At 60.8% G+C, this 20,175-nt stretch carries 19 protein-coding genes; 16 read left to right on the forward strand and 3 right to left on the reverse strand.

Annotation, left to right across the window (positions count from 1 at the left end; genetic code table 11):
- Window positions 1–216, reverse strand: a 216-nt coding sequence (locus tag ATY77_RS33055; protein ID WP_210199543.1) for a hypothetical protein, incomplete at its 3' end; no start/stop codon positions are given.
- 118 nt (window positions 217–334) lie between these two features.
- Here ATY77_RS33055 and ATY77_RS07025 point away from each other — a divergent pair.
- The 7 genes from ATY77_RS07025 (at window position 335) to ATY77_RS07055 (ending at window position 8,567) form a co-directional block, all read left to right on the forward strand.
- Window positions 335–1,876 carry a UbiA family prenyltransferase gene (locus ATY77_RS07025; RefSeq protein ID WP_088686707.1) on the forward strand — a complete coding sequence of 514 codons (1,542 nt, stop codon included), beginning with the start codon at window positions 335–337 and terminating at the stop codon, window positions 1,874–1,876.
- A gap of 9 nt (window positions 1,877–1,885) precedes the next feature.
- Window positions 1,886–2,317, forward strand: coding sequence for a GtrA family protein (locus tag ATY77_RS07030; RefSeq protein ID WP_088686708.1), 432 nt, complete (start codon window positions 1,886–1,888; stop codon window positions 2,315–2,317).
- A gap of 7 nt (window positions 2,318–2,324) precedes the next feature.
- The gene (locus ATY77_RS07035; RefSeq protein ID WP_088686709.1) at window positions 2,325–3,647 is read left to right on the forward strand and encodes an FAD-binding oxidoreductase; all 1,323 of its coding nucleotides are present in this window, start codon (window positions 2,325–2,327) and stop codon (window positions 3,645–3,647) included.
- Window positions 3,644–4,393, forward strand: a complete 750-nt coding sequence (locus tag ATY77_RS07040) for an SDR family oxidoreductase (protein WP_088686710.1) — start codon at window positions 3,644–3,646, stop codon at window positions 4,391–4,393. The genes ATY77_RS07035 and ATY77_RS07040 overlap by 4 nt, the downstream gene beginning before the upstream one ends.
- A gap of 134 nt (window positions 4,394–4,527) precedes the next feature.
- A complete protein-coding gene (locus ATY77_RS07045) occupies window positions 4,528–6,021 on the forward strand; it encodes a hypothetical protein (RefSeq protein WP_245314302.1) in 1,494 nt (497 codons plus the stop codon).
- A complete protein-coding gene (locus ATY77_RS07050; RefSeq protein WP_088686712.1) occupies window positions 6,018–7,631 on the forward strand; it encodes a hypothetical protein in 1,614 nt (537 codons plus the stop codon). Before ATY77_RS07045 ends, ATY77_RS07050 begins: the two co-directional genes overlap by 4 nt.
- Window positions 7,632–8,012: 381 nt before the next feature.
- Window positions 8,013–8,567 carry a DUF1003 domain-containing protein gene (locus ATY77_RS07055; RefSeq protein ID WP_190237592.1) on the forward strand — a complete coding sequence of 185 codons (555 nt, stop codon included), beginning with the start codon at window positions 8,013–8,015 and terminating at the stop codon, window positions 8,565–8,567.
- A 12-nt stretch (window positions 8,568–8,579) separates the two neighbouring features.
- Here the strand turns inward: ATY77_RS07055 and ATY77_RS07060 are convergent, their stop codons facing one another.
- Window positions 8,580–9,608 (reverse strand): Gfo/Idh/MocA family oxidoreductase, encoded by a 1,029-nt coding sequence (locus ATY77_RS07060; RefSeq protein WP_088686713.1) that lies wholly within the window; start codon window positions 9,606–9,608, stop codon window positions 8,580–8,582.
- Window positions 9,605–10,591, reverse strand: a complete 987-nt coding sequence (locus ATY77_RS07065) for a zinc-binding dehydrogenase (RefSeq protein WP_088686714.1) — start codon at window positions 10,589–10,591, stop codon at window positions 9,605–9,607. Before ATY77_RS07065 ends, ATY77_RS07060 begins: the two co-directional genes overlap by 4 nt.
- Window positions 10,592–10,606: 15 nt before the next feature.
- On the opposite strand from ATY77_RS07065, the gene ATY77_RS32770 reads away from it, so the two are divergent.
- Genes ATY77_RS32770 through ATY77_RS07105 form a run of 9 tightly spaced genes read left to right on the forward strand, consistent with a single transcriptional unit; the run spans window position 10,607 to window position 20,153 of the window.
- A complete protein-coding gene (locus ATY77_RS32770; RefSeq protein WP_190237593.1) occupies window positions 10,607–10,774 on the forward strand; it encodes a hypothetical protein in 168 nt (55 codons plus the stop codon).
- Window positions 10,771–11,874: an NAD-dependent epimerase/dehydratase family protein gene (locus tag ATY77_RS07070; protein ID WP_088686715.1), complete on the forward strand. Its 1,104-nt coding sequence runs from the start codon at window positions 10,771–10,773 to the stop codon at window positions 11,872–11,874. Before ATY77_RS32770 ends, ATY77_RS07070 begins: the two co-directional genes overlap by 4 nt.
- On the forward strand, window positions 11,871–13,913 hold the full coding sequence (locus ATY77_RS07075; protein WP_088686716.1) for an NAD-dependent epimerase/dehydratase family protein: 2,043 nt from the start codon (window positions 11,871–11,873) through the stop codon (window positions 13,911–13,913). Before ATY77_RS07070 ends, ATY77_RS07075 begins: the two co-directional genes overlap by 4 nt.
- Window positions 13,910–15,022 carry a glycosyltransferase family 4 protein gene (locus ATY77_RS07080; RefSeq protein ID WP_088686717.1) on the forward strand — a complete coding sequence of 371 codons (1,113 nt, stop codon included), beginning with the start codon at window positions 13,910–13,912 and terminating at the stop codon, window positions 15,020–15,022. The genes ATY77_RS07075 and ATY77_RS07080 overlap by 4 nt, the downstream gene beginning before the upstream one ends.
- Window positions 15,023–15,024: 2 nt before the next feature.
- Complete coding sequence (locus ATY77_RS07085) at window positions 15,025–16,155, forward strand: glycosyltransferase (protein ID WP_088686718.1); 1,131 nt, start codon at window positions 15,025–15,027, stop codon at window positions 16,153–16,155.
- On the forward strand, window positions 16,152–17,243 hold the full coding sequence (locus ATY77_RS07090; protein ID WP_088686719.1) for a glycosyltransferase: 1,092 nt from the start codon (window positions 16,152–16,154) through the stop codon (window positions 17,241–17,243). The genes ATY77_RS07085 and ATY77_RS07090 overlap by 4 nt, the downstream gene beginning before the upstream one ends.
- The gene (locus ATY77_RS07095) at window positions 17,240–18,340 is read left to right on the forward strand and encodes a glycosyltransferase (RefSeq protein WP_088686720.1); all 1,101 of its coding nucleotides are present in this window, start codon (window positions 17,240–17,242) and stop codon (window positions 18,338–18,340) included. The genes ATY77_RS07090 and ATY77_RS07095 overlap by 4 nt, the downstream gene beginning before the upstream one ends.
- 12 nt (window positions 18,341–18,352) lie before the next feature.
- Window positions 18,353–19,399 carry a UDP-glucuronic acid decarboxylase family protein gene (locus tag ATY77_RS07100; protein ID WP_088686721.1) on the forward strand — a complete coding sequence of 349 codons (1,047 nt, stop codon included), beginning with the start codon at window positions 18,353–18,355 and terminating at the stop codon, window positions 19,397–19,399.
- Window positions 19,400–19,418: 19 nt separating this feature from the next.
- Window positions 19,419–20,153 carry a TIGR04290 family methyltransferase gene (locus tag ATY77_RS07105; RefSeq protein ID WP_088686722.1) on the forward strand — a complete coding sequence of 245 codons (735 nt, stop codon included), beginning with the start codon at window positions 19,419–19,421 and terminating at the stop codon, window positions 20,151–20,153.
- Window positions 20,154–20,175: the final 22 nt, after the last annotated feature.

Consider the following 20,175-nt stretch of genomic DNA (forward strand, 5'->3'; position numbering starts at 1 on the left):
CGCGCCCAGAAGCAAAGCTAAATTCATCACATTTCTTGTCCCTTTACCTGATTCTTTGAACCATCGAACCGTCACGTCTTCGGTTTTGTTCCGGCCGTTCGCGCTTCGTTCGAAAAGGCATGTTGCGGTCAGGTCTGATAGACGGGGCGGTCGGGCCGTTATCTCGCCGTGCCGCGATACCAGTTTTCCGGGAGACGCCGACATGATCTCCGACAAAAGCAATCCTTAGGAGCATCAATAACGAAAGCCGGAGCGCTCGCGTGTTGATGATGGAACTAACCGCTTTGGCGGTGGTTCGGCGAGCTCCTGAGGTCTCCAGCACAGGGGAATTCCTTTGAACGAGCTGCATCATGAGTTCCTGCTGCGAAGCGATTTTTCGCCGATACCCCAGCAGGACGAGCGGCTTAAGCCAACGCCTGCGTCGCTGTCGGCGGTCGGTTGCGAAAATCTTGAGACGGCTCCGCCGCCTTGCCCATTGGTGGTCGATCTGGACGGCACCCTGGTGCGGTCGGATCTTCTGATCGAAACCGCCTTTTCCGAGCTCAGCCACCGGCCTTACTCGGCTGTGGATCTCGTCAGCGCCCTGTGCGGCGGGAAAGCCCGTCTGAAGCACCGCCTTTCCCAGCCCGTGGACTTCGATCCAGCTATCCTTCCTTACGACGAGGAAGTGTTGAAGGTGATCCGCACAGCAAGGGAGGAGGGACGGCCAATCTATCTTGCGTCGGCGAGCCATGAGCGTCTTGTTTCCGCGGTCGCCGAACATCTCGGCCTCTTCACCGGTTGGTTTGCGACCAGCGAAACGTCGAACTGCGCTGCCGATGTCAAAGCGGAAAAACTTGTTGCGGCGTTCGGCGAAGGCGGGTTCGACTATATCGGCAATGATGCGGCGGACCTTCCTGTTTGGCGTCATGCCGCCAAATCCTATGCCATACGAACATCCCACGCAGTCGCGCAAAAGCTCACACGACAGTGCACCAACGTCCAATATCTCTCGCACGACAAAGCGACCTGGCGGACCTGGGCGCGGCTGCTGCGTGTGCATCAGTACGTCAAGAACGGCCTGGTCTTTGTCCCGCTTCTGATAAACCAGCTGTTCGACGTCCACAGCATAGTCAGCGCCGGCCTGGCGTTCCTCGCATTCTCACTCTGTGCTTCCGGCGTCTATGTCCTCAATGATCTGGTGGATCTCCAGGACGACCGCGGCCATCGCACAAAATGCCGCAGGCCTCTCGCTTGCGGGGAGATTCCGCTCTCGGACGCTATTGCCGTAATCCCAATCCTCCTTCTCCTGTCGCTTGCCGTCGCCGTCATGGTGACGCCAGGATTCGTGCTTGTGTTGGCGGGGTATTTCGCCTTGACCACCGCCTATTCATTCTTTTTCAAGCGCAAGATGATCCTCGACGTTGTGGCACTCGCGTCTCTTTACACGACGCGAGTGATCGGAGGGGCCGCCGCGCTCTCGGTCTGGCCATCGCCTTGGCTGCTGGCCTTCATGATGAGCTGGTTCCTCTCGCTTGCGCTGGTCAAGCGATACACAGAGCTTATCGGACGTCGCACCGCGCGCCTGCCGGACTCGAAGGGCCGGGACTACCGGAAGGCCGACATCGGCATGGTGGGTGCCTTGGCCGCGGGAGCGGGGATGAACGCGCTGACGCTGTTCGCCCTTTACGCCGCAAGCGATAACGCGCAGGACATCTATGCCCGGCCGGGAATGTTATGGCTCGCGGGGCCGATACTCGCCTGCTGGATCGCGCGCATTCTCATGCTCGCCCATCGCGGACAAATGCACGATGATCCGGTTGTCTTTGCCATCAAGGACAAAGTCAGTCTCGCCACGCTGGGTGCAGCCAGCATATTCGTCATGGCCGCGATGTGAGGTGGCCACATGGTTCGGCAGTTCCGACAGCAAAGCAGTTCTAGCAGCGTCGCGGCCCGCTATGTCGCCTTCGCAGTGCTCTCTACCATCGCCAATTTCGCAGTGCAGGCGATCGTTCTGCAAATAGCGCCCTGGTCGAGCCTGATGCCATCGATCCTCGCCGGCACCGCCGCCGGCTTCGCCTTGAAATATGTTCTCGACAAGAAATGGATCTTTTTCGACCGTTACACCTCGCATAATGAGGAACTGTCGAAGGTGGTGCTGTACGGCCTGTTCAGCGTGCTGACGACGCTCATATTCTGGGGGTTCGAAATTGCCTTCTGGACAATCTGGAAGACGGAACTTGCCAAATACACCGGTGGAGCGATCGGATTGGCGATCGGCTATATCTCCAAATACACTCTCGACCGGAAATTCGTCTTCAAACCAGGGGAGGCGTGACGGACCAATGGAGGGGTGGGGACGCTATCCGCGCCATGAGAGCGAGGTAATGGACTGCCGATCGCCGGAGGCGCTTGGCGGGATTGTGGCATCGCGCGCGGGGCTGATCGCTCGCGGCAACGGCCGCTCCTACGGTGATGCTGCGATCGGCGAGCATTCCACCTTGATGTGCGCTGGATTGAACCGGATGAAAAGGTTCGATGCCACCGATCGCGTCCTCACCGTGGAGGGCGGCATCATGCTATCCGACGTCCTGCGCTCGCTGGTGCCGAGGGGCTATTTCCCGCCGGTGGTTCCCGGCACGAAGTTCGTCACGATCGGCGGCATGGTCGCATCGGACGTTCACGGCAAGAACCATCATCGCGATGGCGGTTTCGGCGATCACGTCAGCGAACTCAAATTGGTGGGCGCCGGCGGCGAGATCCTCACCTGCAGCCGCACGCAGAATGCGGAGCTTTTCGAAGCGACGGTCGGCGGGATGGGTCTCACAGGAATCATCGCCGAGGTCAGCTTTCCTATGCGGCCGATCGAAACGGGCTGGATCGCGCAGAAGACGACAGTCGCGGAGAACCTCGACAAAGCATTGGAGGCGCTGCGGCAATCGGAGGACGCCACCTATTCGGTCGCCTGGATCGATTGCCTGTCGAAAGGCGCTTCCCTGGGACGTTCATTGATTTTTGCCGGCGAGCACGCGACGCCAGATCAGGTCGCCGCGATGCCAAAGGCCGATCTTTTCCCTTCGCCGAACAACGCGTCGCTTTCCCTGCCGTTCGACATGCCGGCTTGGCTACTGAACAAGGCGAGCGTGACCGCCTTCAACGAGCTCTATTTCCGGTCAGGTATCCGCAAGGCGGCCAAGCCCTCGTTGGTCCATTGGGATGAATACTTCTTTCCTCTCGACCGCATCCTTCAATGGAACAGACTTTACGGCAAACGAGGCTTTCTCCAGCATCAATGCGTGGTACCGGACGCCGAGGCGCTGCCGGTTCTCACCAGCATCCTCGACCGCTTCGCGCATTCGGGCAAAGGTTCATTTCTTGCCGTTCTTAAAAAGCTGCGAGGCAGTGCGGGCCTGCTCTCCTTTGCCGCGCCGGGCTATACGCTCGCACTCGACCTCCCGGCCACGCAAGAGGTGTTGGGGCTGCTGAGCGAAATCGACGAGCTGGTTGTCAAGGTAGGGGGACGTCTCTATCTGGCCAAGGATGCGCGCCAGTCCCGCCATACGTTCGAAGCCGGTTACCCCAGGCTGGATGCGTTCAAAGAGCTGCGGAGAGCAACTGAAGCCGATCGCCGTTTCAATTCCCGCTTGGCAAAAAGGCTCGGCATATGAAGGGCATCGGCAAGACACTGCTCATGATCGGCGCGACCTCGGATATTGGCCGGGCGACGGCAATTGCCTATGCCGAGGCAGGTTGGGCCATACATTTGGCGGGGCGGACGCGCGCAGCCGTTCAACGTGAAGCCGACGACATCGCTGCACGGACTGGAGCAGCTGTCACGGTTCACGAACTCGATATCCTCCAAACAGTTCGTTTCGACCCCTTCCTCAACGCTGTGTCGCCCTTGCCCGACACGGTGGTCTGCGTCGTCGGCGAACTCGGTGAGCAGTCTCGGGCTGAACAGGAGCTCGAATATGCCGCGATGGTCATGCGCACGAACTTCGAGGGTCCGGCTTTGCTTCTTGGTCTTCTGGCTGAGCGCTTCGCGGCGCGCGGATCGGGCACGATCGTGGGAACGAGCTCTGTCGCCGGCGATCGCGGACGCGCGTCGAACTATGTCTATGGCGCCGCCAAAGCCGGCTTGACCGCCTTTCTGTCCGGGCTGAGGAACAGGATGTCCCGGTCCGGCGTGCGCGTCGTGACCGTGAAGCCCGGCTTTGTTCGCACGCGGATGACCGACGGGATGAAGCTCCCTCCGTTTCTCACCGCGGAACCTCAGGAAGTGGCGCGAAAGATCTTTGCTGTTGCCGAGGGCGGTAGCAGCAGTGACGTCATCTACGTCAGAGGGATCTGGCGTCCGCTCATGACGGTCATCCGGTCAATCCCAGAGTCGATCTTCAAGAGGTTGCGGCTGTGACGGAACACTCAAATCGGGCGGCCTACGCAGCCACCGGAACTGGAGCTGGTGCCTATAGGCCACCTAGAACCTGGGCACGGCGACTGCTCTCTGCAGACGTCGCAATCATCGTCGTCGCCTTGGTCTGTGCAGCTATGCTCGCACTGCCGGGAAGAACCATCAACGCCGCCTTCATCAATGACGTGCTGATCTTCATCGATGGTGCGCATCGCATCGACTTTGGTCAGGTGCCGAACCGCGATTTCCACACGGCGCTCGGGCCCCTCGTCTTTTACATTCCAGCTGCTGGATACTTTCTGTCAGGGAATTTCGGGGCTGCCATCCCACTGGGGATGGCTATCGTGCTCGTCGCTTTCACCCCTGTGATGGTCCGTATCCTGGGGTCGCGCTTAAGCCCTCCATTGGCTGCAGCACTCGGCATATTCCTGGTTCTCATTCTCGCGGCTCCGATCAATCTCGGCAGTTCCATCTGGTATCCTTCCTTTGCGATGTTCTATAACCGCATCGGTTGGGTCGCTCTCGGACTGTTGCTGGTGATGTACCTGGCGCCGCAGTCCCCGAACAGGCACAACGATATCGCCGATGCTCTCGCAACCGCCTTCCTTCTGCTTGTCTCGTTTTACACCAAGGCTACCTACGGGCTTGCCGGGACCGGCCTGCTCTTGATCATTCTCTCGGATCGGCAGCAACGCCGCTGGGTCGTGACAGCCCTGCTGCTGACAGGGCTGGCAATGGTCGCTATCGAATTCTTCTGGCGCGGAACTGTCCAGCACATTGAGGATCTGCGGGCGGCGGCGCGCGTCAGCGGCGGTCATGATATCGGCAGCATCCTGAAGAATCTGCGCGAGAACCTGTCCGATCTCACCGTGTTCGCAGCCGTCGCTTCGCTCGCCATCTGGCAAAGCCGCAGCCCGCGAGATCTCATCTTCTGTGGGTTTTGCTTAGGCGCCGGTGTGGCGCTCATCAATCAGAACGCCCACAGCTGGGGCATCATCACGCTCTATTGCGGGGCAACGGTGCTGGCGCAGAAGGCGGCCTGGTTTCGACCGGGCGGCACGGCGTCGGCGGGACGTTTGGCTCGTCCTGCGGGCGCCCTGCCGCTGCTCGTCGTCTTGTTCCTGTTGCCCCCAATCGTGCACCACAGCGCGGCCCTGGCCCTGCATACGACGCTCGCGGCCGAGAAAGCGGGGCAGTCTCTCGGGCTGCCGCAATTCGACGATGTCCGGGAGGTCGATCCGCCGGGCGGCGAGCCCGATTTCATCAGGCGCTACCTCGACAGCATTGTCAGCGGCGGCGCGCTTCTTCAGTCTTTGCCGATTCCAGCCGAACGGATTTTCGTCCTCGATTTCGCAAACCCGTTCTCTGCCGGACTCGGCGTTCGCCCGCCCACCGGCGACACCGCGTGGCTCCACTGGAACCGCAATATCAATGAAAAGGCCTACATCCCGCCGGAGGTGCTCTTTGCCGACGTCAAGATCGTCATGGTGCCCAAAACCGGCATCAACAGCCTGCCGCTGCAGGAACTGTATGGCCCGTTCCTTTCGGCCAATTTCGATGTGATGCGGAAGACATCCGAATGGACGATCTATCAATGGCGCAAGGCCAAGGCGCAAAGTGAGGCACGGTGACGCAAGCATCGACGTCGATGCCGGAGAAAGATACATTGCGACCGGCCGTTCAGTTGAACTGGTGGCGTGCCACTGTCTGCAGCATTGGATTGCTCCTTGCCGGCCTCCTCGCTCTGCCCGGCGGGACGGTCACAACAAAATACGTCAACGACCTATTCGTTTTCCTGGATGGCGCACATCGTATCGCGGCCGGGCAGGTGCCGAATGTCGACTTCCACACATCTCTCGGGCCACTTACCTTCTATATCCCAGCTCTCGGCTACGCCCTGTCCGGTAGCATGGGCGCCGCAATGCCAGTGGGGATGTCGCTGCTCATCCTCTTCCTTTCGCTCGTTGCAGCAGAAGTGGTCGGCAGCCGGATGCATTGGGCGTTTGGGCTGCCGCTGGCAACCTTTCTGCTTCTGGTGGTCGCGGCGCCTGCCAACCCAGGGGAGCGGATCGGAGAGCTCAGCTTTGCCATGTTCTACAACCGGATCGGGTGGGCATCTCTCGGCCTGCTTTTGGTTATGTACCTGCGCCGCTTGCCGGGCGCCTCCAGCGGCAAATCGGCCGACGCCGCATGCGCCAGCTTCCTCGTTCTGGTGATGCTTTATACGAAGGTCACCTATGGTGTGGTGGGCCTTGCTTTCCTGGTGTTCATGCTTTTCGACCGTCGCCAGATCGGCTGGGTCACGCTCGCGTTTGGGCTCGTCGCTGCCAGCATCCTGGTGATCGAATTGGTCTGGGGCGGCGGGGTCAAGTACCTCCTCGACATTAGTCTTGCGGGGAAGAATAGCGGCGGCCTCCCGACGATGACGGCTCTCGGTCACGTGGTGCGAACTAATCTCGCCGACCTTCTTGCTTACCTGGCTGTCGCCATCATCCTTTTCATCCTGACGCCAAGCTATCGGCATCTGCTCTTCGTTGGCTTCAGCATCGCCACCGGAATCCTCCTGATCGAGCAGAACTTCCAATTCTTTGGGATCCTGACGCTCGGCGCAAGCGCCGCCGTGTTGTCGGAGAGTCTCTTTCGGACAGAGCTTCGCTGCCGGTATGCAAGAGCGCACATCGCCCTGCCGCTGCTGTCAGCGTTCCTGCTAATACCGGCCGCGGTCACCAATGCAGTGTCGCTCGCCATTCATGCCTATTATACGGCCGGCGAACGAGGCGAAGCCATTCGGCTGCCCGCCTTTTCCGAGATTCGGCTGGTGCAGATGTGGAGCGCCGGCCAATACGAATATTTTCGGGACTACAACCGCACACTTGCCGACGCGTCCGCGGCCCTTTCGCAATTGAATGCCGGGTCTGAGTGCGTCGCCGTTCTGGACTTCGTAAATCCGTTTTCCGCCGGCCTGGATCGCACGCCGCCGGCCGGCGACAGCGTCTGGTACCATTGGGGAAGGACGCTCGGGCCTGACTATCATCCAGCCGCGGAAGAGATGTTCGCCGACGTGGACCTGATCCTCGACCCGAAGTGGCCGATCGAGATCTGGACGGGAAACGGCATGCGGGACATCTATGCGCATTATATCGCCCGCCACTATGACCTGGTGCGGGAGACGGCCGATTGGCGCATCTACCGCAGGAACGCTTCTCGAACTGAAGCAGATCGTCTTCCACGTTCGAGATGACGAGCCGACCAAAAGCTGAAATTCGGCTTCATCGAGTGAGCGGCGGTTAAGGCTTCAATTGAAAAGGCACTACAGAGCGCGTCGGTTCGCCCATGATCCCTCGACGTTCATCTGCGCAAAGCACCGGACGGCTGCCACGGGTCAGAGATGCAAAGGCTCTAAAGGCGAAAAGCTCTTCGGCAGCCAGGTGCCGCCAACCGATCTTTGGCCGCAACTCCGTCGCGCGGAACCCGTTAACGCGGCCAAAGTTCGGTGACGGTTCAAGCCAATCGCACCAGGGTTTTCCGAATTTAAACCGGAACTGACCTCCGCGCTTGATCAAGACATAAACGCTCACCCGCTTCACGCATCAGGGCGGCTGGGAAGTCGCTCTGATGATGCATGGTCTCGGAGATGCGAAACGAACGGGGTACCAGCCCGACCACCCAGGCCGCCGAAGGCCTCACGCCAGCGTTAGCGAAGAACATCGACGCGATCATGCAGCGCCGCCGCGAGAACAAGCGAGCAGCGTCCCGGCAAGAGCGTGCTGCTGAATTGATCAGCCGCTTCGCGGGATCGATGCTTTTCGTTTACATTCACCTTGTTTTCTACAGCGTCTGGATTGCCATAAATCTCGCCTGGATCCCAGCGATCGTGCCTTGGGATCCGTCATTGGTTATCCTGGCGATGGAGGCATCAGTCGAAGCTATTTTCCTTTCGACGTTTGTCCTGATCAACCAAAACCGAATGGCAGCCGAGGACGACATCCGTGCAGATCTCGATCTCCAGGTGAGCTTGTTGAATGAACATGAAACGACCCGTCTGATCTCTATGGTCGAGGCAATCGCAAGAAAGCTCGAGGTTGCGACCGAAGCGGATGCCGAAGTTGATGAGTTGAAAAGGGACGTCGCGCCAGTTGCAGTGCTCGATCGAATTGAGGCGACCAGCAAGGAATAGGCTGCTGCCGCACTAACGTTTACCTGCACAATAGATGCCGTCGATCGCCGCCGCGACTGCGACGAATTCTTCGCAGGCGGCATCGAAGCGCTGGCCTTGCGCGAGCTTTCTTGCCCAGTCCACAGCGGCCCGCCCACCCCATTCATCCGGCGGCAGCGCAAGGATTTCACGGGACGTGCCAGACAGTCTGGCGGCGGTGAAATCGTAGAAGGACCCTTCGACATTTCTGAACGAGGCACCTCCCTCGGTTCCGTAGAAATCAGCGCCGATCACGGCGTCGCAGCCGGCCTGAAGCCGCCAGGAACATGTCAAGCGAATGACTTCACCACCGGAAAGCGTGAGCGTCGCGGCGGCGAAATCCTCGACCTGAGTGCCACTTGCAAGGCTGCCGCCGCCCGCCCTTAGCTCGCTCGTGACGGCGGCGACGGACGGAAAGCCGAGAGACCATAGAGCCAAATCGATAAGATGGACTCCGAGATCGATCAGGCAGCCACCGCCGGACTGGTTCTTGTCGTAGAACCAGGGTTTGTCGGGGCCGTAGGCATTATGGAAGGTCAGATCCGCTGCGAATACCTTGCCAAGAGCATTGGAGTGGATGAGGTTTCGGATCTGCTGCATGCCGCGCGTGTGGCGATAAGAAAGATCGACGCCAAGCAATCTGTCAGCCGCTCTTGCAGCGTCGACAACGGCCTGCACTTCGGATTCCGACCGGCCAAGCGGCTTTTGGCAGAAGACCGCGAGGCCGGCCCGGAGCGCGCGGATCGACTGCTCGGCGTGGCTTGCGCTTGGCGTCGCGATGACGATGCCGTCAAGCCCGTCGCCGAGCAGATCGTCCAGGTCGGTTGCAATCCTCGCGTCAGGAGCAAGCGCCTTGGCCTCCGCCGCCATCTCCGGCGAGGGATCGGCGACGGCGGCGGCTTGCGCCAGGCCGCTGTCGAGGATTGCCTTCATCCGGTGCCGGCCGATCCATCCCACGCCGAGAAAGCCCAGCCTCAACGGTTTGACGGCATTGGCCGCCGGCATCGAAATCAACTCGTTCATGAATATTGCACCAGCGCTTTGAGAAAGCCACCGGGGCGGTCGCGCGTCGCATCGAGCGCTTCGTCCAGTCTTTCCAGAGGATAGCGATGCGTGTAGAGGGGCCCGGGATCGATCCGTCCCTGACGCACCGCTTCGATGGCGTCGCGAATGCCCTTGATATAGATGGCGGGGTCGCGCTCATGGGCGTTGATGACATCGAGGCCGCGCCAGTTCCAAAGCTGCATGTTGACTTGCCGCGGGCCGTCCTGGTGATAGCCGGCAATAATCAGCCTTCCCCGTTCCTTCACGAGCTCGCCTGCCAGGTCCAGCGGCCATTGTTTACCCACCGCTTCGATGACGCAGTCGCAGAATTTGCTGTCGGTCAGTTCTTTGACGCTTTCGATGACGCGCCAGTGATCGTCCATGGCAATGGTCTCGGCCGCTCCCATCTGCCTCGCCACATCGAGCGAATAGGGTCGCCGCGAGATGGCGACAACCCGCGCTCCCTGAGCGGTAGCGAGCTGTGTCAGGAGCGCGCCGAGGAAGCCGATGCCGATGATGGCAACCGTCTGGCCGCTTTCGATATTGCTGCGGCGAAAAATGTTCATCGCGCATCCGAGCGGCTCACCGGGAAACGGTTTGTCGTCCAATTCCCTAGGCAGCACTGCGACCATCGAGGCATCGGCGATGTCGTGCGTGGCATAGGCATGATAGGAGAGAACCGCGACCCGCTCTCCCACCTGTAGGTCCGCAACCTCGCTGCCCAAGGCATCGACGATCCCCCAACCTTCATGCCCCAGCCCGCCTGGTTCGGTGGGAAACGTCATCCATTCCGGTCCGGCCCATGGGGTGAGGTTGGAGGCGCAGACGCCGCAGCCCTGCAGTCTTACTCTGACCTGGCCGGGACCCGGTTTCGGCTTCGGCCGCATTTCGACTGACAGACGCCCGGGGCCAGTCACGACTGCGGCCCGCATGAGTTGAGCCGTGGGTTTCGCAAAGTCCATGGGATGTCCTCCAATGTGGAGCCCCTCGAACTGCGCGCTTCCCAAAGAGTTCCGGTAGAAGTCAAAGAAGTCATTGATGATGAAGTCATAAAAGATGTCATTGATGAAGGAACTTTTCCATCGACGCTCGGTTCGGCCGCTGTCTCCGAAACAAATTCTTCAATGGAATGGGTCCAAGAATGATGATTTTGATTACCGGCGGATGCGGCTTCATCGGCCGCCATGTTGCTGAAGAACTTCTGCAAAATGGCTATGACGTACGCATCCTCGACGCCTTGATCGATCAGGTGCATGCGGATGCGGAAGTCAGCGTCCCCGAGGGCGCGGAGATCGTCCGCGGCGACGTGAGAGACAAGGATGCGGTGCGGGCGGCGCTCGTCGGTGTGGATGGCGTCATCCATCTTGCCGCCGAGGTTGGCGTCGGGCAATCGATGTACGAGATTGCCCGTTATGTCGGCAGCAACGACCTGGGAACGGCTGTTATGCTCGAAGCCATGATCGATCTGCCGGTCCGGAAAATCGTCGTCGCCTCTTCCATGAGCGTCTATGGAGAAGGGCTTTACCTCACACCCGAGGGCAGGCGGCTCGGCTATATCAGGCGTCGAATGCACCAGGTTAAAGGCGGCCAATGGGATCCGCTTGGCCCTGATGGCGAACTGCTGACGCCGGTTGCGACCGATGAGGAAAAGCCCGTCGATCTTGCTTCCATCTATGCCCTGACGAAATACGCCCAGGAGAAGCAGGTCCTTATTTTCGGCGAGGCCTATGAGCGGGATGCCGTCGCCCTGCGTCTCTTTAACGTCTTCGGTGCGGGCCAAGCTCTTTCCAATCCCTACACCGGCGTGCTTGCGAATTTCGCCTCGCGCCTCGCCAACGGGCAGCCGCCGATGATTTTCGAGGATGGAAAGCAGCGGCGCGATTTCGTCCATGTGCGCGACGTAGCAACGGCCTTCCGCCTGGCACTGGAAAAACCGGCGGCTTCCGGTCATGTGATCAATATCGGCAGCGGCCAGGCTTATTCGATCGCCGATGTTGCAACACTGCTGGCCGACGCCATGGGAACGCCGGAGATCGGTCCGGATATCATGAACCAGGCGCGCTCCGGAGATATCCGCAATTGTTTTGCCGATATTTCGAAGGCGCGCGAACTGCTCGGTTTCAAACCCAAATATCGTCTTGAGAATTCACTCGGTCCGTTCGCCGAGTGGGTACGGCAGACGGGTGCGGTCGATCGCGGCGCAGAGATGAAGCGGCAGCTCGAAGAGCGGGGATTGGTTTCATGAGCAAAACCGGTCCGCGATCATTGAAAAAGCAGGAAACGCGCCGCTTCGGCTTCGTCGAATGGTTCCGGCCGGGGGAGCACGAGCGCACAGAGGCCGTGCTGCCGGACATTATCGCGAGCGGTGCCAGCTATCTGCGCACGCACCTGTCCTGGGCCGAATATCTCGCGCCCGGCGGTGAGGAATGGTTCGACTGGCTGATCCCGCGCGTCGGCGGTGAGATCGATCTTCTGCCCTGCATCCACTACACGCCGCCCTCTCTCTCCCGGACGGGCAGGTCGTCGGGGCCGCCGGTCGATCCGAAATCCTACGCCGATTTCGTCGATCACATCCTGACGCGCTACGGCCGCTATTTCCGTCATGTCGAGCTGTGGAACGAACCGAACAACCTGCTCGACTGGGATTGGCGGCAGGACAGCGATTTTCTGCTGTTCTGCGAAATGATCGGCGGCGCTGCCTATTGGGCCAAGCAGAGAGGCTACAAGCCGGTGCTTGGCGGCCCTTGCCCATTCGATCCCTACTGGCTCAATCTGATGGGGGAACGTGGTGTGCTCGGCGTTATCGATGCCGTCGGCTTTCATGGTTTTCCCGGCACGTGGGACAGCGAGCAGGCGACCTGGGGCGGCTGGGACATGCATCTTGGCGAGATGCGCGAGATTATCGACCGCTACAATGCCGACGCGGAGATCTGGATTACCGAAGCAGGCTATTCCACCTGGCGCAACGATGAGATCGAGCAGGCGCGGCGCTTCATCAAGGCGCTGAACGTGCCGGCCGACCGGATGTATTGGTATTCATGGCGAGATGTGCCGCCGGATGTGCCGGTTCAGGAGGGCCTATGGTTCGATCCGCGGCACTATCATCTCGGCGCGGTCAGCCATGACAACAAGCCAAAGCTGCTTGGCCGCCTTCTCATGGAGGGCGGACTCGGGCGACTGGAAGAGGTCACGGCGCTCGCCACCCCGCAAATCGCTGCCGGTGCCGCACCCGTCGTCGTCACCGGAGGAAGCGGGTTCGTCGGCTCCAACCTCGCAGATAGCCTGTTGAACGACGGGGAAGACGTCATCATTCTGGACAATCTGGGACGATCGGGTGTGGACCAGAACCTATCATGGCTGATCGAGCGGCATGGGGCGCGGGTGCATCCCGTCCTTGCCGATGTTCGCGACCTGATGGGAATAGAAGCGGCTTTCAAGGATGCCAAAGCCGTCTTTCACTATGCCGCCCAGACGGCGGTGACCACCAGCCTCATCGACCCGCTCGATGATTTCGAAACGAATGCCCGTGGCACCATCAATGTGCTGGAATCGGTCCGCAAGGCCGGAAAGCGGGCGCCGGTCATCTTCGCGAGCACCAATAAGGTCTATGGCGCTCTGGACGATCTTATGATGATCGAGCTCGACGACCGTTATCTTCCGGAAGACCAACTCGTCCGCATGCAGGGGATTGCTGAGGATCGGCCTCTCGATTTCTGCACGCCCTACGGCTGCTCGAAAGGTGTCGCCGACCAATATATTCTCGATTATGCCAAGTCCTTCGGGATACCGGCTGCGGTCCTGCGCATGAGCTGCATCTATGGGCCTCGCCAGTTCGGCACGGAGGACCAGGGCTGGGTGGCGCATTTCCTGATCCGCGCTTTCGCCGGAGAGGCCATTTCCATCTACGGCGACGGGAAGCAGGTGCGTGACATCCTCCACGTGGACGATGCCGTCGCCGCCTATCGATCCCTGCTCGCGAATATCGATCGCGCGGCCGGTAATGCCTTCAATCTCGGCGGGGGTCCCCGCAACGCCGTCAGCGTGCTGTCGGTGCTGCGCGAGATCGGGGAACTGACGGGGCGGCCCGTCGAAACGAGCTTCGGCCCGTGGCGCGCCGGCGATCAATTCTACTTCGTCGCCAATACGCAAAAACTCGAACGCGAAACCGGCTGGGAGGCCCGTATCGGATGGCGCGAGGGCCTGCGGCATCTCGCCGAATGGCTGATCGCCAATCGTTTCGGCGGCCGGCAGATCCGCAGAGAAAAGCGGAAGGTATCGGCATGATCCGACAAGAACGACACAAAGGGCGTCGCCGCGTGGTGATGACCCTCGATGCCGTGGGCGGCGTCTGGCGCTATGCCATGGATCTGGCCGCGGTGCTGAAGCCGCACAACGTCGACATGATCTTCGCGGGGCTCGGGCCTGCCCCCAGCGCGGAAAAAGCGGCCGAGGCAGAGCGGATCGGCAAACTCGTCTGGCTGGATGCGCCACTGGACTGGATGGTTGAGGACGAGAAGGCAATTGCGGGCGTCCCGCGGCGGATTGCCGATCTTGCGCGCAGCGAAGAGGCCGATCTCCTGCATCTCAATCTTCCCTCGCAGGCAGCGAACTTTGAAACGGACCTGCCGCTCGTCGTGGCCTGCCATTCCTGTGTGGTCACATGGTTTGCCGCCGTTCGCGGCAGCCAGGTGCCGCGGGACTGGCAATGGCAATATCGGCTGAACCGGGCTGGCTTCGCGCGCGCGGACGCTGTGATTGCGCCGAGCCGCAGCCATGCCGAGGCGATGCAAGCGGCCTACGGGCGGATTGCCAATCTCCAGGTCGTTCTCAATGCGAGCGCGCTCGAGACGTCCGATGAACCGAAGCGAAACTTCGTTCTTGCCGCCGGCCGATGGTGGGATGAGGGGAAAAACGCCGCCGTGCTTGATAGCGCGGCACGCATGGCGCGCTGGCCGGTGGTAGCGGCCGGCGCGAGCAACGGCCCCAACGGGCAGTCCATGCAGTTTCGCCACGCCACCCATCGCGGCGAGCTTGCGCATCCGCAGATGGCAGCTGCCATCCGGCAGGCCGCCATCGTGGCTTCGCCTTCGATTTATGAGCCCTTCGGCCTTGCCGCGCTCGAAGGAGCGAGAGCGGGCGCGGCGCTGGTGCTGGCGGATATCCCAACCTATCGCGAGCTATGGGAGGACGCCGCCCTGTTTGCCGACCCGCATCATCCGCAGGCCTTCGCCGACGCGTTCAACACGCTTGCATATGATCCGCAGCGGCGCGTCGCGCTCGGGCTCAAGGCGCGCGAGCAATCTGCGCGCTTCAGTCTCGATGCTCAAGCGGAGGCTGTGTGCGGGATTTACTCCGCCATGTTTGACCGCCCCTTTTCAGCAGCAGCGGAGTGATCATGAAGTTCATCTTTTACACCCATTCGCTCGTTTCGGATTGGAACCATGGCAATGCGCATTTCCTTCGCGGCGTCATGCGGGACCTCCAGCGGCGCGGTCACGAAACTCTGGCACTGGAGCCGGCAGGCGCGTGGAGCCGCACCAACCTCATCGAAGACCAGGGCTCTGGCGCAATCGAGCGGTTTCACGAAGCTTTTCCGCAGCACCGCTCGGAGAGCTACGACCAGGCCTTCGATCACGAATCAGCCCTTGCTGACGCCGACGTTGTCATCGTGCATGAGTGGACGGAACCAGGCCTGGTCGAACGCATCGGCCGCATCCGGCGCAATGGCGCCCCCTTCACATTGCTGTTCCACGACACGCATCATCGGGCGGTCTCGGCAGAAGGCGACATCGCATCGCTCATGCTGAATGACTACGATGGCGTGCTGGCCTTCGGCGAAGCATTGCGCGAGCGCTATCTTCGCGCAGGCTGGGGAAAGTCCGTGTTCACCTGGCATGAAGCAGCGGACGATGCACTGTTCCGGCCGTTGCCGGATATAGAAAAATCAGGAGACCTCATCTGGATCGGCAACTGGGGCGATGACGAACGATCGGCCGAGATCAGCGAGTTCCTGGTCCGTCCTGCCGGAAATCTCGGCCTGAAAACCACGGTGCGCGGCGTTCGCTATCCCGATCATGCGCTGGATGAACTTCGCAATGCTGGCATAGCCTATGGTGGCTGGATCGCCAATGCGGATGTTCCTTCTGCCTTCGCCCGCAATAAGGTCACCGTGCATATTCCGCGGCGGCCGTATGTCGAACATCTGCCGGGTATTCCGACCATCCGGGTTTTCGAGGCGCTCGCTTGCGGCATTCCGCTGATTTCGGCGCCTTGGAAGGATGCCGAACATCTCTTCGCGCCTGGCCGCGACTACCTGCTCGCCGGCAATTGCGAGGCGATGGAGAAGAGCCTGCGTGACGTCCTCTTCGATGCCGATCTCGCGGCGGGCCTGGCTGCATCCGGCCTAGCAACCATAAAGGCGCGGCACACTTGCCGGCACCGTGTCGATGAGCTTCTGACAATCCTGGCGAGCTGCGGCATGAGCAAAGTCGCCGGGAGCCCACAGCCACGGGAGGCCGCGGAATGAAGATCGCGTTTTACGGCTCCAGTCTCGTCTCCGCCTACTGGAATGGTGCTGCCACCTATTATCGCGGCCTGCTGCGGGCGCTGGCGGAGAAAGGCTACGATATCACCTTCTACGAGCCCGATGTCTATGACCGGCAGAAGAACCGCGACATGGACCCGCCCGACTGGTGTAAGGTCGTCGTCTACGAAGGAACGGTCGAAGCATTGAGGGCCGTCACCGCGGAAGCAACCAAGGCCGACATCGTCGTCAAGGCGAGCGGCGTCGGTTTCGAGGACGATCTTCTACTGAAGGAAGTGCTTCGCAACGCGCAGAAGGGAGCTCTGAAAATCCTTTGGGACGTCGATGCGCCGGCAACCCTTGCCGAGCTCAAGGCAGATCCAGATCATCCCTTGCGCCGGGCTCTCCCCGAAATCGATCTTGTGCTGACTTATGGCGGCGGCGACCCTGTGGTCAGTGCCTACCGCGCTGTCGGGGCGGCGGAATGCATTCCTGTCTACAATGCGCTCGATCCGCAAACACATCATCCCGTTCCGGTAGAAGGGCGCTTTACCGCCGATCTCGGCTTCCTCGGCAATCGCTTGCCGGACAGGGAGGCACGGGTCGAGCACTTTTTCCTGGAGCCTGCCTCTCGTCTGCCGAACCGGAGATTTCTGCTGGGCGGTTCCGGCTGGCATGACAAGCCGATGTCGTCCAATGTCAACTACATCGGCCACGTGTCGACGCGCGACCACAACGCCTTCAACGTCACTCCCATGGCAGTTCTCAACATATCGCGCGCCAGCATGGCCGAGAACGGCTTCTCGCCTGCGACGCGCGTATTCGAGGCGGCCGGCGCCGGCGCTTGCCTCATCACCGACTACTGGGAAGGCATCGACTTCTTCCTCAAGCCCAACGAGGAGATTCTCGTTGCGAGAGATGGAGACGATGTCGTTGCCTTGATCGCCGGGCTGTCGCGCCGCAGGGCACAGGAGATCGGAGAGCGGGCGCGCCGGCGCGTGCTGGCCGATCACACCTATGCCAATCGTGCCGAGAAAGTGGACGCCGTCTTTCGTGCCCGCCTCGGCGCGCGGATGGAGGCGGCCGAATGACGAGACAGCTCGACATCGTCTTCCTCGGTCTTTCGCTTTCGTCATCCTGGGGAAATGGCCACGCTACGACCTATCGTGCCCTCATCAAAGGCCTGCATCAGGACGGTCACCGGGTTCTTTTCCTGGAGCGGGACGTGCCCTGGTATGCCGCTCACAGAGACCTCGCTTGGCCGGATTTTTGCGAGCTCGCCTATTATTCCGAACTTGATGAGATGATCGCGTTGTACGGGGAAAGGCTGCGCAAGGCCGATGCCGTTATCGCAGGCTCCTATGTGCCGGAGGGTGTGGCGCTGGTCGACAGGCTCGAGGCGCTGGAACTGAACCGTCTCTGCTTCTACGACATCGACACGCCGGTGACGCTCGCAAAACTCGACCGTGGTGATGAGGAATACCTGGCGCGACGCCAAATACCCGTGTTTGACGCCTATTTCTCCTTCTCGGGAGGAGAGGTGCTGACGCGCCTGGAGCAGAACTATGGCGCTCAAAGGGCCGTTGCACTCTACTGCTCCGTCGATCAGGAACGCTACGCCAATACCGGGGAACCCGCGACCTGGGATCTCGGCTATCTCGGCACTTACAGCCCCGATCGCCAGCCGACGCTGGAGCGTCTCCTCCTGGAGCCGGCGCGCCGCCTGCCGGAAATGCGTTTCGTCGTCGCCGGGCCGCAATATCCCGCCGAGATCGACTGGCCATCCAATGTGGAGCGCATCGAGCACTTGCCACCGGCCGATCATGCAAGTTTCTACAGCCGTCAGCGCTTCACCCTGAATGTCACCCGAAGCGATATGATCTCGGCCGGCTGGTCGCCAAGCGTGCGCCTGTTTGAGGCAGCCGCCTGCGGGACGCCTGTTATCAGCGACTGCTGGCGGGGCCTCCACGAGTTGCTGCCGGATAGCGAAGCTCTCATCATTGCACGTGGAGCGGACGATGTCGTGGCGGCGCTGACGGCGCTTTCCGGACGCGAGCGTATAGCAATCGCCGCAGCCGCCAAAGGCCGGGTGCTGGCCGGCCATACGGGTGCTGCCCGCGCCGGTGAACTCGTTCGAGCCCTTTCCAACCTGCCTGCAAGTCCAGCTTATGAGCGTATCTCAGCCTGAAGGAGAGTATCGATGCTTCAAGTCAATCGTCGCAGAAAAGGCAAGACTGTTCTGGTAGCAGGGGGAGCCGGCTTTGTCGGTTCGCACCTCTGTGATGCGCTCCTCGGCAGGGGCGATACCGTCATTTGCGTGGACAGCTATATCACCGGATCGCGAGACAATGTGCGGCCGTTGATGAACCATCCAGGCTTCCGGCTTATCGAACAGGATGTCTGCGACTTCCTCGAAATCGACGAGCCGCTGGACCAGATTTACAATCTTGCCTGTGCCGCATCTCCACCGCAATATCAGGCCGACCCCGTCCATACGATGATGACCTGCGTCGCCGGCACCGGAAACCTGCTTGCACTCGCCGAACGGCATGGAGCCTCCTTCCTCCAGGCTTCGACGAGCGAGGTCTATGGCGATCCGGCCGAACATCCCCAGCGCGAGGACTACCGCGGCAATGTCAGCTGCACGGGGCCGCGCGCCTGTTATGATGAGGGAAAGCGCGCCGCGGAGGCCCTGTGCTTCGATATGTTGCGCGGCGGTCGTGTCGATGCCCGGGTTGCCCGCATTTTCAACACTTATGGGCCGCGCATGCAGGCCAATGACGGCCGGATCGTCTCGAATCTTGTCGTTCAGGCGCTGTCGGGAAAGCCTCTCACCATTTACGGAAGCGGGATGCAGACGCGTTCCTTCTGCTATGTGAGCGACCTGGTCGGGGGTCTGATGGCGCTGATGAATGTTCAGCCCAATCCCGGCGTGCCGGTCAATCTCGGCAATCCCGGAGAATTCACCATCAATGAACTCGCTCAGATAATCCGTTCGATGGTTCCGGCTCGTACCGCGCTCGTCTACAGGCCTCTGCCAAAAGACGATCCGCAGCGTCGCCGGCCTGATATTTCGCGTGCGACCGAGCTTCTCGACTGGCAACCGACGGTACCGCTTGCCGAAGGGCTGGCACAGACGATCGGCTGGTTCGCCGCCAACCTCACCGAGCGTCCGCGCAAGCGCACGGCAGCGTCCCGTCGCCCTCGGAGCGCGGCTGCTGCTCAAGCTGTACCCGCTGGAAGCTGAGCGAAAATAAGTGGAGGCGATGATGACCCTGGCTTTGAAACGCCGCGTTGCGGAACTGGCTCCGTGGTTCCAGAATATCCGGCTCGGCGAAGTGGAAACCGCCCCCGATCACTTTCTCGGCGATTATCCCGCCTTCAAATGGGAAGGCTTCAAGCATGTGGTGCCGGAAGATCTCGATGGGCGCAGCGTTCTCGACATCGGCTGCAATGCCGGCTTCTATTCGCTTGAGATGAAGCGCCGCAATGCCGGGCGGGTGCTCGGCATCGATTCCGACGCGCGCTATCTCGAGCAGGCCCGGTTGGCCGCCGGCCACTTCGGTCTCGATGTCGAATTCAGGCAGATGTCGGTTTATGAAGTGCCGAAGCTGGGGGAAACATTCGATCTGGTGCTCTTCATGGGCGTGCTTTACCACTTGCGCCATCCTTTGCTGGCGCTCGATCTCCTCTACGAGCATGTGGTCGGCGATCTCATGCTGTTCCAGTGCCTCCAGCGCGGCGACGAGCGGATTGCCGCACTGGAGGAGAATTACGATTTTTCCGAGTGGAGCGTCTTCGATCAGCCGGATTTTCCGAAATTGTTCTTCGTCGAACAGCGCTACGCCGCCGATCCGACAAACTGGTTCATTCCGAACAAGGGCGCTATGGAGGCGATGCTGCGTAGCGCGGGGTTCGCGATAGAGGCCAATCCAGAACGCGAAGTCTATCTATGTCGCCGAAGCCGGCGGCCTTATATGGTTGAACCACCGCCCGTTTGAGCGGCAATAACATTGCGGGTCC

Source organism: Rhizobium sp. R634 (assembly GCF_002211305.1).
GTDB lineage: Bacteria > Pseudomonadota > Alphaproteobacteria > Rhizobiales > Rhizobiaceae > Rhizobium.

Coding starts and splice junctions, on each gene's coding strand:
- ATY77_RS07045 (WP_245314302.1), top strand. CDS start 4,528: ATGCTCGCACTGCCGGGAAGAACCATCAACGCCGCCTTCATCAATGAC.
- ATY77_RS07085 (WP_088686718.1), top strand. CDS start 15,025: ATGAAGTTCATCTTTTACACCCATTCGCTCGTTTCGGATTGGAACCAT.
- ATY77_RS07090 (WP_088686719.1), top strand. CDS start 16,152: ATGAAGATCGCGTTTTACGGCTCCAGTCTCGTCTCCGCCTACTGGAAT.
- ATY77_RS07075 (WP_088686716.1), top strand. CDS start 11,871: ATGAGCAAAACCGGTCCGCGATCATTGAAAAAGCAGGAAACGCGCCGC.
- ATY77_RS07105 (WP_088686722.1), top strand. CDS start 19,419: ATGATGACCCTGGCTTTGAAACGCCGCGTTGCGGAACTGGCTCCGTGG.
- ATY77_RS07035 (WP_088686709.1), top strand. CDS start 2,325: ATGGAGGGGTGGGGACGCTATCCGCGCCATGAGAGCGAGGTAATGGAC.
- ATY77_RS07080 (WP_088686717.1), top strand. CDS start 13,910: ATGATCCGACAAGAACGACACAAAGGGCGTCGCCGCGTGGTGATGACC.
- ATY77_RS07100 (WP_088686721.1), top strand. CDS start 18,353: ATGCTTCAAGTCAATCGTCGCAGAAAAGGCAAGACTGTTCTGGTAGCA.
- ATY77_RS07065 (WP_088686714.1), bottom strand. CDS start 10,591: ATGGACTTTGCGAAACCCACGGCTCAACTCATGCGGGCCGCAGTCGTG.
- ATY77_RS07040 (WP_088686710.1), top strand. CDS start 3,644: ATGAAGGGCATCGGCAAGACACTGCTCATGATCGGCGCGACCTCGGAT.
- ATY77_RS07055 (WP_190237592.1), top strand. CDS start 8,013: ATGGTCTCGGAGATGCGAAACGAACGGGGTACCAGCCCGACCACCCAG.
- ATY77_RS07030 (WP_088686708.1), top strand. CDS start 1,886: ATGGTTCGGCAGTTCCGACAGCAAAGCAGTTCTAGCAGCGTCGCGGCC.
- ATY77_RS07060 (WP_088686713.1), bottom strand. CDS start 9,608: ATGAACGAGTTGATTTCGATGCCGGCGGCCAATGCCGTCAAACCGTTG.
- ATY77_RS07095 (WP_088686720.1), top strand. CDS start 17,240: ATGACGAGACAGCTCGACATCGTCTTCCTCGGTCTTTCGCTTTCGTCA.
- ATY77_RS07070 (WP_088686715.1), top strand. CDS start 10,771: ATGATGATTTTGATTACCGGCGGATGCGGCTTCATCGGCCGCCATGTT.